This is a genomic window from Luteococcus sediminum (assembly GCF_054783495.1).
In genome coordinates, this window is record NZ_BAAGQL010000001.1 from 58,591 (window position 1) to 75,109 (window position 16,519).

15 protein-coding genes are annotated in these 16,519 nt (G+C 63.7%); 3 read left to right on the forward strand and 12 right to left on the reverse strand.

Annotated elements, in window-relative coordinates:
- Nucleotides 1-2 precede the first annotated feature (2 nt).
- The 5 genes from ACYVKA_RS00240 to ACYVKA_RS00260 form a co-directional block, all read right to left on the reverse strand.
- The gene (locus ACYVKA_RS00240) at nucleotides 3-2,000 is read right to left on the reverse strand and encodes a site-specific DNA-methyltransferase (RefSeq protein WP_460702002.1); all 1,998 of its coding nucleotides are present in this window, start codon (nucleotides 1,998-2,000) and stop codon (nucleotides 3-5) included.
- 27 nt (nucleotides 2,001-2,027) lie between these two features.
- Nucleotides 2,028-3,905, reverse strand: coding sequence for a site-specific DNA-methyltransferase (locus tag ACYVKA_RS00245; RefSeq protein WP_460702004.1), 1,878 nt, complete (start codon nucleotides 3,903-3,905; stop codon nucleotides 2,028-2,030).
- A gap of 18 nt (nucleotides 3,906-3,923) precedes the next feature.
- On the reverse strand, nucleotides 3,924-4,589 hold the full coding sequence (locus ACYVKA_RS00250) for a DUF4391 domain-containing protein (protein WP_460702006.1): 666 nt from the start codon (nucleotides 4,587-4,589) through the stop codon (nucleotides 3,924-3,926).
- On the reverse strand, nucleotides 4,582-7,854 hold the full coding sequence (locus ACYVKA_RS00255; RefSeq protein ID WP_460702008.1) for a helicase-related protein: 3,273 nt from the start codon (nucleotides 7,852-7,854) through the stop codon (nucleotides 4,582-4,584). The genes ACYVKA_RS00250 and ACYVKA_RS00255 overlap by 8 nt, the downstream gene beginning before the upstream one ends.
- A 636-nt stretch (nucleotides 7,855-8,490) precedes the next feature.
- Entirely contained in the window at nucleotides 8,491-9,630 is a 1,140-nt protein-coding gene (locus ACYVKA_RS00260; RefSeq protein WP_460702010.1) for an SIR2 family protein, read from the reverse strand.
- A gap of 248 nt (nucleotides 9,631-9,878) precedes the next feature.
- Between ACYVKA_RS00260 and ACYVKA_RS00265 the strand changes: the two genes are divergently transcribed.
- The 3 genes from ACYVKA_RS00265 to ACYVKA_RS00275 all read left to right on the forward strand — a co-directional run bounded on the left by ACYVKA_RS00265 (nucleotide 9,879) and on the right by ACYVKA_RS00275 (nucleotide 11,771).
- Nucleotides 9,879-10,262: a helix-turn-helix domain-containing protein gene (locus tag ACYVKA_RS00265; RefSeq protein WP_460702011.1), complete on the forward strand. Its 384-nt coding sequence runs from the start codon at nucleotides 9,879-9,881 to the stop codon at nucleotides 10,260-10,262.
- A gap of 127 nt (nucleotides 10,263-10,389) precedes the next feature.
- Nucleotides 10,390-11,049, forward strand: a complete 660-nt coding sequence (locus ACYVKA_RS00270) for an excisionase family DNA-binding protein (RefSeq protein WP_460702013.1) — start codon at nucleotides 10,390-10,392, stop codon at nucleotides 11,047-11,049.
- Complete coding sequence (locus tag ACYVKA_RS00275) at nucleotides 11,040-11,771, forward strand: hypothetical protein (RefSeq protein WP_460702015.1); 732 nt, start codon at nucleotides 11,040-11,042, stop codon at nucleotides 11,769-11,771. The genes ACYVKA_RS00270 and ACYVKA_RS00275 overlap by 10 nt, the downstream gene beginning before the upstream one ends.
- A 636-nt stretch (nucleotides 11,772-12,407) precedes the next feature.
- On the opposite strand, the gene ACYVKA_RS00280 is transcribed toward ACYVKA_RS00275, so the two are convergent.
- From ACYVKA_RS00280 to ACYVKA_RS00310, 7 genes are all read right to left on the reverse strand, one after another.
- Nucleotides 12,408-12,545 carry a hypothetical protein gene (locus ACYVKA_RS00280; RefSeq protein ID WP_460702017.1) on the reverse strand — a complete coding sequence of 46 codons (138 nt, stop codon included), beginning with the start codon at nucleotides 12,543-12,545 and terminating at the stop codon, nucleotides 12,408-12,410.
- Nucleotides 12,546-12,618: 73 nt separating this feature from the next.
- Nucleotides 12,619-13,050, reverse strand: a complete 432-nt coding sequence (locus tag ACYVKA_RS00285) for a hypothetical protein (protein WP_460702019.1) — start codon at nucleotides 13,048-13,050, stop codon at nucleotides 12,619-12,621.
- The gene (locus ACYVKA_RS00290) at nucleotides 13,043-13,267 is read right to left on the reverse strand and encodes a hypothetical protein (RefSeq protein ID WP_460702021.1); all 225 of its coding nucleotides are present in this window, start codon (nucleotides 13,265-13,267) and stop codon (nucleotides 13,043-13,045) included. The genes ACYVKA_RS00285 and ACYVKA_RS00290 overlap by 8 nt, the downstream gene beginning before the upstream one ends.
- 245 nt (nucleotides 13,268-13,512) lie before the next feature.
- Nucleotides 13,513-13,755, reverse strand: a complete 243-nt coding sequence (locus ACYVKA_RS00295; RefSeq protein WP_460702023.1) for a hypothetical protein — start codon at nucleotides 13,753-13,755, stop codon at nucleotides 13,513-13,515.
- Between the two features lie 8 nt (nucleotides 13,756-13,763).
- Entirely contained in the window at nucleotides 13,764-14,417 is a 654-nt protein-coding gene (locus tag ACYVKA_RS00300) for a hypothetical protein (protein WP_460702025.1), read from the reverse strand.
- Nucleotides 14,418-14,933: 516 nt separating this feature from the next.
- Entirely contained in the window at nucleotides 14,934-15,812 is an 879-nt protein-coding gene (locus ACYVKA_RS00305; protein ID WP_460702027.1) for a nucleotidyl transferase AbiEii/AbiGii toxin family protein, read from the reverse strand.
- Nucleotides 15,809-16,435, reverse strand: a complete 627-nt coding sequence (locus tag ACYVKA_RS00310; protein ID WP_343885430.1) for a type IV toxin-antitoxin system AbiEi family antitoxin domain-containing protein — start codon at nucleotides 16,433-16,435, stop codon at nucleotides 15,809-15,811. The genes ACYVKA_RS00305 and ACYVKA_RS00310 overlap by 4 nt, the downstream gene beginning before the upstream one ends.
- Nucleotides 16,436-16,519 lie beyond the last annotated feature (84 nt).

A 16,519-nucleotide genomic window follows, 5' to 3' on the forward strand; every position in this document is an offset into this window, starting at 1 on the left:
CCTCAGATAGCCCTTACCTCAGTCGCGGGCGACACCTCACGGAACACCTGCTCGGCGTTGATACGTGCAGCGTCGGTGGCGAAGCCTGAATCCAGGAAGACAGCCCGTAGAGGCTGCCGCCTCGCGACCTCACTGATGATGGTCGGATTGATGTCCCCGGAGAAGCAGGCGACGAGGGCTCCCTCGGCCACCGAAAGGATTTCACGGCCATCAACTTGTTCGACGACGACGGGTTCGCTCAGGTCCAAAGCCCAGTCGATCAGCACTTGGAACAGCAGGTCGTACGTGTCGCGGTCCAGCCGGACGCTGTTGATCGCCCCGGACAGCATGTCTTGCGAGAGGCTGTCGGGGACTGCCAGGGTGTCGATCAAGTTCGAGGTGTCCACTCGCAGCACGCGGAATCCGCTATCCGCCAGCAGGTCGCCCGCATACCTCTCGTGCGCGAGTCGCATTCGCTGCTTGGTGATCTCAGCAACGGTCGCCGGACGCCCGAGGCGCTTGAGATGCCGGATCGCGTTCGTGGTGATCTGCTTCGCAGCTCCCTTCGCCGTCTTCAGCGACTCGTTCAAGTCCTCAGCAACTTGGATCCCGATGAAACGACATGACATCGACTCAGTGCTGTTGAGTTCCAGAACGGCCTGCATGGCCGACCCGGAACCAGCGAACATGTCGAGCACGATTTCATCGCCAGACACGCCGACTGCGCGATAGATGTCCCGGAGCAGAAGCTCGTCCTTGGGGTTCGTGAAGACCTTCTCGCCGAACAGCGTGGCAAGTCGCTTCGAGGCCGCGCGACCGTCGACGTAGCGGATGCTCGTGAGGCTCTGGTACTCGGTGTTTGCGAGATAGGTCTTGTTGTTGGGGACTGTTGTCTCATCGGGGCCGAAGTGGACGCGCCCGTCAGCTATGCGCTCGCGCATAGCTGACTCGGGGTATCGCCAGCCGGTGGACGGCATCTTGACCGTTCTCCCCGTTACCGGATGGCTGACCTCATAGACGTACTGCCCGTCATTCGGCCCTGCGATGTTGTCTGGGAAGTAGACGCCTCGCGCGTCCATCCAAGTGTAGTGCTTGCTAGCCGAAACCGGGTCGCTCGCAGGGAACTGCTTGAACCACGCTTTTGCCTCGGCGTTGATAGCAGCCCAGTCGTCGCCGTGCTTCCTCCGGAACCCGTCGAAGGCTGCATATATCTTGTCGAGACCCTCCTTCTTCTCAACCCAGTCACCGGCGTTGGCCTGACGGTTCTTCACGAAGAAGACGATGTACTCGTGCTGGATTGAGACGTAGGCCTGATCGTTCTTGCTGCTGTTCTTCAGCACGATCTCTCCGACGTACGATGCGTCGCCTAGCACCTCCTCGCCCAAACGGACGAGACTGGCGTGCTCGTTCTCATCGATCGACACGACAAGCACGCCATCGTCGGTCAGTAGGTTCCTTGCCAACTTGAGGCGCGGATACATCATGCTCAGCCAGTCAGAGTGGAAGCGACCGTTCGCCTCAGAGTTCGCAACCAGGCGCTCCCCGCTCTTCAGGCTCTGACCTGAGCGGGCGAGGTACTCGGCGCTCGACTCGGCGAAGTCATCGTCGTAGACGAAGTCGTTCCCCGTGTTGTACGGCGGGTCGATGTAGATCAGCTTGACCTTGCCGAGGTAAGACTCCTGAAGCAGCTTGAGCGCCTCCAGGTTGTCGCCTTCGATGAAGAGGTTCTTCGTTGTGTCGAAGTCCACCGATTCCTCACGCACCGGACGCAGTGTCTTGGCGATCGGTGTGTTGGCGGCGAAGGCGGCCGCACGCTTGCCAGGCCAGTCGAGGCGGTACCGCTCCTGCGGCCCGTCAACGACGTGGTCGGAGAGTTCTTGTCGGAGAAGATCAAAGTCAACAGCGAGGGTCACGTTGCCCTCCGTGTCTCGCGACTCGGTGATGACCTGCGGGAACAAGTCGGCGATCCGCTCGATGTTGCGAGCGGTGAGGTCGGGTGTGTGCAGGGTGCGCTTCTCCATCACGCACCGCCGACCAACGAGCGACGGTCATATGGTCTTGACCTCAGTGTGCGGCGAGCGTTCACTGAACACCTGCCCGACGTTGATGCGCTCCGCGTCGTCCGCAAAGTCTTCGTCGAGGAACACGACACGGAGCGGCTGACGCTCCGCGATGGCTGCGGCAGCCCGAGAGAGAGAGAGAGAGAGAGAGGAATCGCGCGTCTCACGCGGACGTGTGCACAAGATCAATGCACCCTCCTCAACGCCGTACACCTCGAAGCCATCGATAGTCTCCTTCTTGATCGGCATCGTGAGTTCCAAGCCCCAGTCGAGAAGCACCTGGAACAGAAGGTCTTCGCCTGTGCGATCGGGCTTCACGCTGCTTCCGAAGTCCGAGAGGGTCAGCTGATCCGTATCATCGGGCGCCCTCAGCACGTCGGTCATGTTCGTCGTGTCGATGCGGAGCGAACGGAACCCGACATCGAGCGTGTCAGCGAGGATTCCAGCTTGCGATCTCGTGTGGGCACCTGCCCTGCGAATCCGCTCGCGAGAGACCTCAGCGATCGTGCGATACCCAGCAGTGGCCGCGTCCGTGTTCGCATCAGCGACTTCATCAAGCTGCACCAAGATGTATCGCCGAGTTCCGCCGTCCTCCGCGTTGAGCCGTGAGACCGCATCCCCCGTCGTTCCAGACCCAGCAAAGAAGTCGAGCACGATTGAGTCAGTGTCAGTACCCTGCCGGACCAGCTCCTTGATGAGCCGAGTCGGCTTGGGGAACGCAAAGACCCCACTGCCGAGAAGCTCGCGTCCCTCCTGCGTCCCGTCGGCGGTGTATGTCTCCTCGATCACCGACCTGAAGGCGATCAAGTCCGTCTGCATCTCCGCGCGGAACTTCTTTTCCCTTGGTCTCCCACCTTCGCGCGACGGAAAGAGAATGCGTCCTTCAGACACCATCTCCGCCATCCGTTCCGACGAGTACCGCCAACCAGTGTTGGGATTCGGCGCATACACCGTGTCAGTCGCAGGATCAACGAGGTCGTAATGAAGGTTCGGTCGTTGCTCACGCGTGGCGAGACCGAGAATGCTTCGACTCATCCAGGGTCCACGCGGGTCGTCGTCGGGGTTCCCGAACTTCGATTCGTCTCGTTCCACGCCGCGGAGGGAGCCCTCGGATGAACGGGCATATGCAAGGACGTACTCGTGATCGGTTGACACGTTCGTCGTGGCCCTCATGTCTGTGAACTTCCGAGCTCTCCAGACAAGCTGTGCGATGAAATTCCGTTCACCGAAGACCTCCCCGCATACCTTCCGCAGATTGTCGACCTCGTGATCATCAATCGAAATAAAGATCACCCCGTCCTCGGTCAGCAGGGTGCGCGCCAACTTCAGACGCGCATACATCATGCTTAGCCAGTCAGAGTGGAAGCGCCCGCTCGATTCGGGATTGGCCAGGAGACGTTCGCCGGCACCGGATGCCTGGCCCGAACGCTCCAAATACCCAGCGCTGGACTCGGCGAAGTCGTCGTTGTAGACGAAGTCGTTGCCGGTGTTGTAAGGCGGGTCGATGTAGATCAGCTTGACCTTGCCGAGGTACGACTCCTGAAGCAGCTTGAGGGCATCGAGGTTATCGCCCTCGATGAAGAGGTTTTTCGTGGAGTCGAAGTCCACCGACTCCTCACGAACGGGACGCAGGGTCTTCGCGATCGGCGCGTTCGCCGTGAAGGCGGCGGCGCGCTTGCCGGGCCAGTCGAGCCGGTAGCGCTCCTGTTGTCCCTCGACGATGTGTCCGCTGAGTTCCTGGCGCAGCAGGTCGAAGTCGACCGCTCGCACGGGGCTGTCGTCGGCGTCGAAGGTCTCGGTGACCACGTTGGGGAACAGCTCGGCGATCTTGTCGATGTTGGCCTGCGTGAGGTCGGGTGATGTCATGCGTAGTCTCTCCACGGGTTACCTCTGCTGTTCCAGTTCGTGTTGCTTCGTCTTGAGTGTGCGTCGGAGCTCGACCTTTCGGTTGAGCTGTGGCTCAGTGCGGAGCTTGCGCTCCAAGGACGCGACCTCGCGTTCGAGCTTGCGCACCGTGGCAAGTCTGTCGGCGACGTCTGGCATTTCCTCGCCCGGGCGGGCTGTGATCGGCGTCAGCGGCTGCAGGAGTGCCGCGTAGAGGGCGGGCAGCGTGATCGCCGTAGGCAGGGCCTGCCGTTTTGTGTCTCCTGGCTGCCAAGCGGTCGAGTAGTAGGCGCTGATCTTGGGAGCCCCGGTGCCGAGCTGCTTGTGGGCTGCTACTGTGCGCGCCTCGGGCTGGTCGGCTCGGTGACGCGTGATCTCGAAGATGATCGGGAACGGGATGGCCTTGTCGATGGCGCCCAGGACGGCTTCGCTCACGTCATCGGTCTTGGCGTCGATCGTGAAGACCTGCACCTCCGGCACGGTCGGCGTTCCGGGCAGGTTGATCGTGGCCTCGGCGAGTTTGTAGGCCCAGGTGATGCGTTGGACTTCGTTGATGAACTTCTCGCGCACTGCCGTGCTGACGGTGCCGTGCTCGTAGAACTTCTCTTTGGGTACTCGTCTGCCGAACTTCGCTGCCTCGGGCCAGCGGTAGAGGATGTCAGTCATTGGCACCGCCCTGGGAGGGGTCTACGACGGCAATGAACGCGGTCAACTCGAAGTCATCGAGTCCCGCGATGGTCTGGGTAAGGGCGGTGGTGCTGCCGCCGGTAAAGAGACTGTCGATGTCGCGCTCCTCAGTGACATCGATCATCGAGTGGATCGCGTCGGTGAGCAACGCCGAATACTTGCCCATCTGTGCACCCTCGCCGGTCGCAGCGTTGAACACGCCGATGACATCGCCGACCGGCTCCTCGTAGGGGCGGCAGCCCGCACGGAGCAGGTCGAGGAGGTGCTTAGCTTCGGTGTGGTTCGCGATCACCTCACCTTGGTCGTCGAGGTAGACGAGGTAGTGCGGGTGGAGCCGATTGCCTCTGTTGATGTGCTCGTCTGCGGTGAGGTTCCGGAGGGAGAAAATGACGCCGGGTCGTAGTCCCTTGCTGGGGTCGGCTGGGATCACGGCGTGGACCCCACGGGGTGCGGTATCGAGGTCGCCGTGTTCCTTGATGTAGCCGAGCAGGTCCATGCGGAAATCGTTGAGGCCGAGGTCGGTGATCGAGACCCCGGTGCGGACATCTTCGAGCTCGATGACCTCGTCTTGGAGCTTGCGGAGCTGTTCCTTGCGGAAGGCGGCGTCGGAGTGTTCAAGGGTGAGGACGTTATCGTCGGCGGTGCTCGCGAGGTCGGCGATGACCATGCGGTTCTCGACGCGCTCCTTGAGGTTGATGTACTCGTCGAGGGAGATGGCGGGCCAGAAGTTCACGAGTTGAATTTGGCCGTTGGTAGAACCGATGCGGTCGATGCGTCCGAAGCGCTGGATGATGCGCACCGGGTTCCAGTGGATGTCGTAGTTGATCAGGTAGTCGCAGTCCTGGAGGTTCTGGCCCTCGCTGATCACGTCGGTGCCGATGAGCACGTCCAGCCCGCGCGTCTCGCGCGGCATCGTGAGGTGGCGCTGCTTGGAGCGCGGCGAGAACAGCGACATGACCTGCTGAAAGTCGAAGCCTGTGCCGAGGGTCGTCTTCGCTCCGTGGCTCCCGCCGGTGATCACCGCAGTGTCCAATCCGACCGCAGCGAGGGTGGGCGTCAGTTCGCGGTAGAGGTAGTCGGCGGTGTCGGCGAAGGCGGAGAACACGAGCACCTTGCGGTTGCCGTCGTTGATCGGGTGCTGGGCCTTATCCTGGATGAGCTGCTTGAGCTTGCGGAGCTTGAGGTCGTGCTCGGGGGTGACCTTGCGCATCTCGTCGAGGAGCTCGCGCAGGGTCTCGCGGTCGTTCCATAGGTCGCGCTGCCAGGACTCGATGTCGAGGTCGTCAAGGTCGATCTTGATCTTCTCGCCGAAGGAGAGCGCCTCGATGTTGGCGTCGTCTTCGTCATCGACATCGAAGTCGAGGCCCGCGAGTTCGGGGCTCAGGTCCGCGAGGTTGCCCGCGTGGTTGCTAATGTGCCCGAGCGTGTTGGTGACGGAGCCTTCGATCTTCGCCAAGGTGAGGCGGAACGCATCGACCGAGCTCTCCAGACGCTTGAGCAGGTTGACGGTCATGAGCTTCTTCAAGCCCTGCTCGCGGCCTGCCTGCCCGAGGTTGGAACGAGCGCTGCCGGCGGTGACGTTGTAGAGGTCTTCGTACTTGGAGCGCCGACTCGGGAACACGTAAGCGAGGGGGGTGTAGACGGCCAGGGTCAACGCCTGGAGCTGCTCGAAGATGTCGTTGAAGCCGGGCACCTCCGGGAGGTCCGTGAGTGGCTCGCGGATGGACAACGGTGGGCGTCGCTCTGGGAATGCCCCGATCTCGGTGGTGTCGTAGAACGCCTGGATGTGCTTGCGGGAACGTGCGATCGTCACGGAGTCGAGCAGCTCGAAGAAGTCGAAGTCGAGCATCTGAAGGATGCGGTCGGTGGTGCGCTGCTCGGGGTCGAGCTTGGACCACTCGTTGAACACCCGTTGCGCGTCAGAGAAAACCTTCTCGACCGTCGTTGACAGGCTCAGGTGCTGGGCGAGGTTCTCTGACTCGCCCTCGTAGGCGAGCTGGAGCTGGTTCTTGAGGTCCTTGAAACGGTTGTTCACCGGGGTGGCCGAGAGCATCAGCACCTTGGTCTTCACGCCCTCGCGGATGACCTGGCGCATGAGGCGCTGGTAGCGCGACTCCTTCTCCTCGGCGTAGTCAGCGTTGCGGAAGTTGTGGGACTCGTCGATCACGACGAGGTCATAGTTGCCCCAGTTGATCCGGTCCAGCCGCAGGCCGAGCGACTCACCCTTGATGCGGGAGAGATCGGTGTGGGCAAGCACGTCGTAGTTGAACCGGTCGGAGGCGAAGATGTTGGTCGTCAGGTTGGCGTTGTAGTTCGTCCAGTTCTCAGCGAGCTTCTTCGGGCACAGCACCAGCACCGACTTGTTGCGCAGCTCGTAGTACTTGATGACCGCGAGCGCGGTGAACGTCTTACCGAGGCCGACGGAGTCGGCGAGGATGCAGCCGTTGTAAGTCTCCAACTTGTTGATAATGCCGGTGGCCGCATCGCGCTGGAAGTTGTAGAGGCTCTGCCAGACCTTCGTCTCCTGATACCCAGTGCGGTCGTTCGGCAGCACGTCCTCGTTGATGTCGACGAGGAACTCTGCGAACAGGTTGTAGAGGATCAGGAAGTAGATGCCTGCCGGGGAGTTCTCGGTGTACACGCTGGCGATGTGGTCGTGGACGGCCTGAGTGACATCGCTGACCTGGTCGGGGTTGTTCCAAATCTGGTCGAACAGCTGCATGTACTGCTCGGTCATCGGGGCCTCGTCGAGCCGGTTCACGAAGCTCGACACGGCGTTGCCGCGTTCGTAGCCGAGGTCGACGGTCGTGAACCCCTGGAGCTGGGTGTAGGCGGCCTTGTCATCGATGACCGCGAACTGCTGCATCGGGTTGCCCGTAGCGTTTGAGCGGAAGGTGACCTTGCGGCGAACCCAGTCAGCGCACTCCCGTGCGATCGCGCGCTGGGTGAGCTTGTTGCGCAGTCTGATCTCGAACTCAGAACCGGCGAGGCTCGACTCGGCGTGTCCGCCAGGAACGAAGAACTCTCGCCGCTCCTTGCGAAGTTTGTCGGTCACTTCCTCTGTTACGAACGACGGCGACGTGAAGAGGAACTCCACTTCGCTGACTTTCTCCAACTCGTCGCGGAGAGCCTCGAACGCGAAGATTGAGAACGTCGAGGCAGCGACGCGTACCTTCGAGCCGGGCGCGATCTCGGCCTTGAGGTCGTCCCCTAGGAGGTCAGAGACGTTGTTGATGATCCGCACGTGACTACCTAGTGGCCTGGAGGTAGGTGGAGATGCTGTCCGCAGACAGCCAAGGCTCAGGCACTCAGACCTCCAGGTGGACCGACCGGGGATGAAGGGATTGATCTGATCCTATGGGTGGCGGCCGGCGATCGTGCGTAGCCACGCCATAGAGGATCTTGCGCACACTGCCAACGTCGGCCATCCGAGCGTCAGCCCAGCCGTCGCTGCGGCGGGAATCGTTCTGCTGTAGGCATCCGCTCCGAGGTTCTTTGCGAGGGTCGACGTCCGGAGTGCAAGAGGTGTGTGCGGCTTCGATGGTTCGTGTTTCCCCGAGGGTTCGTGAGCACCGAGCGGCGACATCGGGCTTGCTTGGGTGTCGAGGGTTCGTCCGGGGCAGACAGGGGTGGCTGATCCGGACGCGCTGGACTCGGCAGCAATGGAGGTTCACGGCGGACGGGGGAGTGGTTGGGCGAAAGCTGGCAGGTCGTCGGCCGGGTGGTGACCGGCGTGGTGGCGACCTGAGGCGAGCGGGAGCACGACGCTCGTGGTGGTCGGTGGACGCCGCCCGAGCAGGTGAAGTCCACGGGCAGCCCGGTGGGGCGAGGAGTGGTTGACTCCGCACCACGAAGGAACCCGATGCGGCCGCGGTCACTCCTACAAGAGTGGTGTGATGCCCAGAGCCCTCGGAAGGGCAGCCGCAGCCCCTTGGCGAATGATCTCGATCTTGGGCTGTGAATCGAGCCAGCGAGAGGGAAAGCTCGGGCACCAAGCCGGGCGACCTTGGCAAGCCAGGTACTCGAGCATCATGAGGTGCCATGGACTGAAGGGCTCGGTGGTGTCCCAGACGTCGGAAGGAACAAACTCGTGTGATTCACGGGGCGAGGGCTCCGGGGGAAACCCGGGGTCTACGACGACAATCTCCAGTCCGTGTCGATTGCAGGACCACTCTTCAATGAGGTGGTTAATGTGCTCATCACGGAAGGAGTAGCCGCAGACGATGAGTCGGCTTGCGGACCGAAGCCACCGCCTGAATTCCAACCACATGGCTAGATACGGACCATCCGGTCGGAACTTCCCGCGTGGGCCAAAGATGACGCCCGGTTCGAATAGTCCCTCGTCGTCCCACTCTGGCATCTGGGGAAACCCTGGGGTTGAGCGATTCCCCGGGCCGTCGAGTTCACGGCCAGTCTCCAAGTACCGGTCGATCGAGCCGTGAAGCTTCAACAGTTGCGCATCTCCGTGGCTCCAGTGCCAGTCGGCTCCACCGCGCCAGTTGTCGAGCCCGAGGTCCAGTAGGACGGAGGCGCGCTGAGCGGCGATCTCTACTCCGCAGTCCATGTTGAGCGTGGCAATCCGCGGCTCGTTGCTGGAGAAGAGTACCTGCAGATAGTCGAAACGAGACGGGTGAGAGGGGGCGAGAAGATCCCGGAGTGCAAGCTCCATGTCCCTCATCAGCTTTTGCGCTACGTTTCCGTCGGTGTCGTCAGGCAGCATCTTCCACTCTTGCACCACCGGTGCGAGGATTGGACTGTCGCGTTCCGAGAGGACTTGCGCCAAAGCAAAGATGCGCTCGACATCGATCGCTTCAGTGTGTAGCCCCTGCACCCGGTCATGCTCACGCGCCGCTTCCACGAGTTGGTCGAACGAGTCGGCGCGCTGGACGTCCAATGGGCCTCCGCATGTCGGGTCAATGTGGTGGCGCAGCCAGCTGCTCATCTTGTCGGACAGTGAGTTGGCGGCAGGGAGTCCCGCGTCAACCGAAGCGCCGGCACCAAGCAGTACGACAGTGGTCACAGCCTGATGCCTGCCCGTGGCGGGCTGGCCTCGAGATAGCAGTCGCCTGGGCGCGACCAATCGGTCCAGGAGCGGTAGTCGCTTCATCGGGACCTCCGAGTGCTTGGTATGCAAGGGGTGGGGCGGCGCGGACTTGAACTGCACGTCTGAGTCTTGCAGGTTTCACCGCGCGCAGAGTTGCTAGGGGCAACCTCCACGTACCCAAGAGGACGGATGTGTGTTTTGAGCGTTCCAGATATGCTTCTGTCATGACTGGACTGCTGCCTGTAGAGGATGCGCGCCGACTGCACGCTGCTGTGGATGAGTTGCCCGTCAAGGCAGCTCGCGACCCCTTCCTGCGCCTTCTCGAGGTGTTGGAGACATCGCCGGGCGCGGCGATCTTGCCGGCCGACGAGCTGCTCAGTACGCGGGCGGTGGCGGACCATCTCGGTGTCAGCCGGATGACCGTGGTCCGACTCATTGACCGCGGCGCGATCGAGGCCGCTGGTGCGGGCGTGCATCGCAAGGTCAGGGCGTCCGAGGTTGAGCGTTACCTCCGCGAGCGTACGGCCAAGCGCCGCGCGGCTGTGGCCGCGCTTGCCGGCGACGTCGGCGCCGATATGCCCGACGATAAGGTCCTTCGCACGCGGTGACCGTGGCCACTTCGTCCTCGGCGCTGCGGGGTTGAAGGCCACTGCTGGTGGATTTCTGGGTGGTGCTCTTGGTGCCGGAGGTTGACACTAATGTGTCAGGGGTGACACTTTAGTGTGTATGTCGGGGTTGTCCATTGATGACGTCGCGCAGCGGCTGGGGGTTTCCCGCACCGTCGTCGCGCGGCTTGTCGCTGACCGCAGCCTGCCTGCCGAAAGGGTAGGCAGCTCTTGGGTTATCAACGCCGCCGATGTGGCGCAGGCAGCCGATGCCCGGCGCGGCCGGGCGCGACCCATGTCCCCTCGGATGGCGACGGCCTTCCTTGACGTGATGGCCGAGGCTGAAGGCGAATCTGGCATGGGGTATCTCCGCCGACTCAACGCCACCGAGCGGCACCGGCTGTGCAGTCGTCTCGACAGGCTGGTCGCAGCCAGCGAGCCGTCGAAACAGCTGCGGTCGTGGCTGTCCAAGCGGCATCCCATTCACCGATTCTCGATGCGGGGGAGCGTGGACGAGATTCTCCAGAAGCATCGGCGGACGGCGGCAGGGGCAGCACATCCCCGGCTGGGGCTCGTGATGGGGCCGGTCATCGACCTGCACGTGACCAAGCAGGGTGCCCGCGATCTGGTCGAGGACTTCTGGCTTGAGCAAGATCCGCGCGGACCTGTGCGAATCCACGTTGAGGAGGAACCGCGGGTCGATCTGGCTGCCGCGCTTGCGGATGTCGCTGACCTGGGTGGTCCCCGCGAGGACCACGCCGTTGCCGAGGTGATCCGATCGTGGCGGTGATCATTCCTGCAAGCGCAACGCCGGTCCAGCTCGAGGCTTGGCGGGTCGCCGGTGACCTATCTCGGCTCATGCCCACAGGGTGGGTGGTGGTGGGTGGCCAGATGGTCCAGTTCCATGGTTGGCGAACCGGGAACGACCCGGAACGAACCACCACAGACCTGGACGTGGCCCTGGCCATTCGGAGCGAACGCTTCGCCCTCCAAGAGGCCACCCGCCATCTGCAGGCAGCTGGGTTCTCACCCATGCAGCACGACTCAGGTATCGAGTACCGCTGGACCAGAGCATCGCAGATGGTCGAAGGCGCCAAGGTGCAGGTGGACATCCTGCTTCCGCGAAATCTTGGCGAGCGCTACCCGCGTTCGATCACTGGGGCGGACGGTTTCGAGTCGGCGGGGGTCCAGTGGGCGACCGAGGACGCCTGCGCCTATGACATCGACGTCGCGGGTGAACTCTTCACGATCCCCGTGCCAGATCTCGTCGGCGCCATCCTCGCCAAGAGCGCGGCCATCCTGCAGGAGCCGACCAGTCACGGCCGGCGCCACTCGCGAGATCTCGCCTTCCTCTGCCGAATCGCGACGCGGGGAGACCTCGCTCGACGCGTGTCGGGAGCCCAGCGGGACCGCATCGCTCGCGCACTCGAGGCCTGCGGCGATGACCCCACGCGCGACATGCAACTGGTGATGGGAAGGCTCGCGGGGCAGGCACCCGAGCTTCCGTTCTAGATCCGATCTTGGAGGGGCTTCCTTTGCCGGTCAAGCCAGCGCCGCTTGGGGTGCCGAAACGGTAGGCTCAGGCCTATCCACAGTCGAAAGACACGCGAGAGACACGGACGCCCGATCACCGCCTCCCAACAGGAGAAACGCCTAATGAATCGGGGGAACGCTCTGGTCATCGCCCTCTTCGAGTCCTGTCGCCCCGACGCTTGAAGGCCCTAGTCAGACCGGGAATCGGTCAGGCTAGGGACTCTTTCGTGTCCAATGCGTGCCCAAACGGGCAGCAGGTCTACCCCCGAGCTTCCCGGATCGCTGCGACGACCTGCGTGGGGTTGCCGACGGTGGAGATTGCCCTGAAAGTGTCGCCGTCCAGGCGCACCACCTCGCCGTCGGTGAAGCGGACCTCCCAAACGGACCGGTCTGGGGCCCAAGGGGAAGGGCTGGGAAGGTAGATGCCTGAGACTGCTCGCAGAGGCAGTGCCCGAGCCATGCGGATGCCTTCGCGTGTGACACCCCCTCCCACGGTGCCCCGTCCGGACGGCTCTTCTAGGGGACTCTCGAAGTCGGCCTCGAGCTCCACGAGCCACGCGCCGACAACCGCGACCCAGCGGACGGTGGCTGTGCGATGCCCGCCCTCTCGCTCGTTCACGCAGGACCACTGGGCGCGCGGTTCGGCCTCGCCGACGAGCTGATCGACGAGGCGGACGAGGTCTTCGGCAAAGTGATGCGGCCCGGGTCCGCGATCCGGTCCCGCAGCGCCGGCTTGAAGGGTTCGGCTGTCATGGTGTCTCCTCGGTCTAGCGCTGGACGATGAACACGCTATGCCGGCCCTCTGACAGTTTTCGGTGGTGCCCTCTCAGTCGGGACCCATTGGGCGCATGAGGACGGCGGAGACGATTCCGACCGTGACGTCCTTCACGGTGCCGCCGATTCCTCGAACCAGGGCGTCCTCGTCCCTCCGCACGAGCTGTTCCGCCTCCAGGGCTTCGGCGATTTCCCGAGCCATGTCTTCCGGACTCGGCCACTGGCCGGGAGCGCGGCGGCCAGCTGGGAGCGCGTTCTTGACAACGGCGTGGAGCATTTCGCCGCCCCATCCGTCCTGGATGCTCACCTCCAGGTACTCGCCGTCCAGGCGAAGGAGGGCGCGCTTGGCGACGTCTTCAGGCAGGTCTGCGACTTGCGCGACCCGCCGGAAGTCGGCGGTGCCCTCATGGTCCACGAGCTCAACGGCGGCGACGAGGATGGGCAGGTCTTCGGCTAGCCAGGTTGGGGGCAGGAGGTCAGTCATTGGGGGCGTCATTGGTGAGCACGCGGGCGCCTAGGCTGACGAGGTGCTCGTCCAGTTCAGCCAGGCTCGCCCCGCGAGGGCCATAGACGTCCAGGTGAGTCACTGCGAGCCGGCGGTCCACATGGGGACGGAGACCGCGAGCCTCCACGTACTCGGTTGCCGCGCGGACCGCGAAGTTGTCGGATGCGTCGAATGAGTAGCCGCGTCGTGAGTCCAAGACGACAGGATGGCAGACCGCACTGACAGTTGTCCGGAGACGGCGAGGCCCCGGCTCGCAGGAGGGAGACGGGGGCCTTGGGCTGGCCGGGGTTAGCGTGCCCGGCCAGATCACAGGCGGTCAGGGAGACGACCGCGAAGGCCTCCGGGCGGGTGACCGCGAAGCCGAAGCGGTCCTCGGCGCGGAGCTCGACCCGCTTCGTGTCGAACAGGACGCGGTAGCCGTCGGCCTGCGGGGTGGTCCCCTCACGGACCATGAACTTCGCCGAGTCCCAGTTGTCCAGAACGGTGGTGCCGGCGGGCATCGATGAGGTCGTCGACCTGGTCGTGGGGTGCGCCGGTGGCGCTGAGTTCGTCGGCGTCACAGAGCAACTGTTCAAAGATGGGGGACGGTCGGCGCTCAGTTGCGAGGCCGTCCGAGTAGTCGCGGTGGAACTTCGCCCAGCCGCTAAGTGTGGTCATGATGTCTGCAAGGCGGTCGTCGCGCAAAGACGGTCTCAGAGGGGAGGTGGCTTGGGGCGTTTCGCCATCACGTCGTTCATCAGTTGGCGTTCGTGCAGCCAGTTGCGGGCAGCCGGGCTGATGCAGGTCATGACGCGGCGAGCTCGGTCGAGGTCGTCGTGGAGATCACGCCGCAGTAGGGGCTCAGGGTGCGCGGCCCTGTTGCGCAGGAAGTGGAGCTGTTGGACGTCGTTCTCGATGGACCGTTGGAGACTGTTGGCGTCCAGGTCCGTGTTGGGGAAGGCGTGCTGGAGGGCCGGGATCCACAGAGTGGTCAGATAGCGTCGGCTGAGCAGGAAGCGCCAGAAGCCGAAGGAGAGCTCGGCGACGATGCGGCCGTGGGTTGGTTGGCGGCGTCCGGCGCCTGCTCGGTGAGTGGCCTTGGCCAGGTCTCGGCGACCTTGTGTGTCGAGGGGTGCCAGATCGAACCAACTATGGGAGCCTCGCCTGTGAGCCCAGCAGGTCAGGTGATGATCGAGGGCGTTGCGCAGAGGGATCTCGACCATGGCGGTCATGGCCAGGGCGGCCGTTGTCACGTCGATGTTCCAGTTGTAGAGGTGGAGGGCCGCGGTCAGGTCATCGTTTGACGCCGTGAGGTAGGTGGCGAGGCGCTCGTGGGTGAGCAGGGTCGCAAGGCTTTCGTTGCTCACGCTGTCCATGGTGCTCGATTCGCCGGGGTGGTAGAGTCGTAGGTGAAGACCCCGGAACGATCACTGGCTTGCCACATCGCCGGGGTTTCGTCTTTGTTCGAGGATATCGGTGGCCTCGGACCTCACGGTGCCTGTGGATGGCGGTCAAGGACATGTGATCCGGCCACGGGGCGGCCAGTGGGGTGTGTTGTCTGCGTTGGTCATGGCAGCGCCTCCTCGACGGCCCGGGGGAGGGTTTCCGCGCGCCGGTTTGCATTACGCAAGGCAGTTTCGGGGTCGGGACTGCCCCCAGTTTGGTTGACAGATTTCTAGGGGCTGGTGAGGCGGCCTGTGCGACCGTGTGGTGGACCAGCTCGAACTCTACCGGGGTGAGCTTGCCCAGACGCCGCCGGCGGCGCTGAGGTCGTCGGCCTCGAGGGGCAACTGTTCGATGATGAGGGGGCGGTCGGTGCTCAGTTCGTCTGGATGAGTGGTCATGCCCACCCAAGCCGTGGGGGTTCTTACTGTGCCGGCCGGTCAGTGCTCCGTCTGGAGCGGCGACTGCTCTGCAACGGTGACGGCGCGGTGCCACGCTGTGAGGGTGACGTTGTGGGCTTCTTGGGGAGTGACCTGTGGCTGGCACTGGTGGTTCAGGGAGGTGAACCATTCGTCAGGGGAAGGGGCGCCTGTGGGGAGGTTCCAGGGCTTGGGGTAGCCGCCGGTCGGGCCGATGCGTCGATAGGTGCGTGCTGCTTCGGCGGTGATGTGTCCGGCGGTGGCCAAGGCCCACAGGTCGTAGAGGTCGCGGGGTGCGTTGCGGGTGGTGTCACTCCACGCCATGGTCTTGGCCACCACGAATCCGGCCGGTGTGGGCGTGGTGAGCTCCAGGTCAGGCAGAGCGTGGTAGCGCTGGTGGACCAGGGTGGTGCAGCGGGGGAGTGGGATGTAGTTGCGTCCATCGATGAGCTGGATCCGCAGCTGGGTGTCGCCGATCTGGTAGATGCAGGCCTCGGTGTCTCGCTTCGCCGCAGTGAGGGATGGTTCAGCCGTGATGTGGCCGAAGCTCCGGGCCAGTCGGGTCCGGATCGCGTCGTCCAACGCCTTGGCCACCGTTGGGCGGGGTCCGATGGAGAGTAGGTCGATGTCTTCGCTGAGACGCAGGCCATCAAGGATGGTGCGACTGAGTGCAGTTCCGCCGTAGAAGACGAACTGGTCGCGCAGGGGTGCGATGGCTGCCAGGACATGTGAGATGACGAAGTCGTGTTCGATCGACTCGCGGGGCGCGCCGTAGTGCTGCATCTGTGCCCGCGCATCCGCGTCCGAGAGCTTGTAGCTCGCTGGGGTGACTGGTTGGCGTGTCACCCGGGCGCGGGGTGGCTGGCGGGCAGGGGGTGTGCTGTTGTCTGGGGTGGTCATGGCAGTGCCTCCTCGACGGCCCGGGCGAGGGTTCTTGCTCGTGGGTTCGCGATACCCAACGCAGTTTCGGGGTCGACGTGCGCGGCCAAGGCCTTGACGGCTGCGCTGGCTTCGTTGGACAGGCCTCCGAGCTGGGGTCGGGCGATCAGGTCGACAAAGGTCTGTTCGGGGGTGGTGACGAGGAAGGCGCCCAGGCGGCCGGTCTCGAGACGGGCGTCGAGTGCGTCGACGTCGGTGGTGGTGAACGTCACCTGTGTCTGGTCGGTGAGGACGACGGGTCGGTGCTGCTGCGGGACGGCGATGACTGTGGTGGCGATGGCGCGGGGGATGGCGTGGTGGAAGCGGGCGGCGCCGATGCCGTACAGGACGGGGATGCGGTCGCCATACTGGGCTGTGGCGTAGGCCATGGCCGCTTCCTCGGGGTTGGGTCGCCAGGGCATGTCAGGGTCGACGTCGTCTGGTTTGACGGTGTAGGTGCCTGGGGCGATGCGCACGACACGTCCTGCGCGTTGCAGGCGTAGGAGCTCCTTCTCCGGGTTGGCATACAGGTCGCGCAACATCACGGGGCGCACGGTGCGCAGTGGGGCAGCGGCCAGGGCGGCCGGGACACCTGTCGTCTTCAAATCACACCTCCTGTATGCAAAAGACTACCCTGTGGGGGTCTGGATGCATATTGATGGGTGAGCGAGGCTTCCTGACCCCGTGGT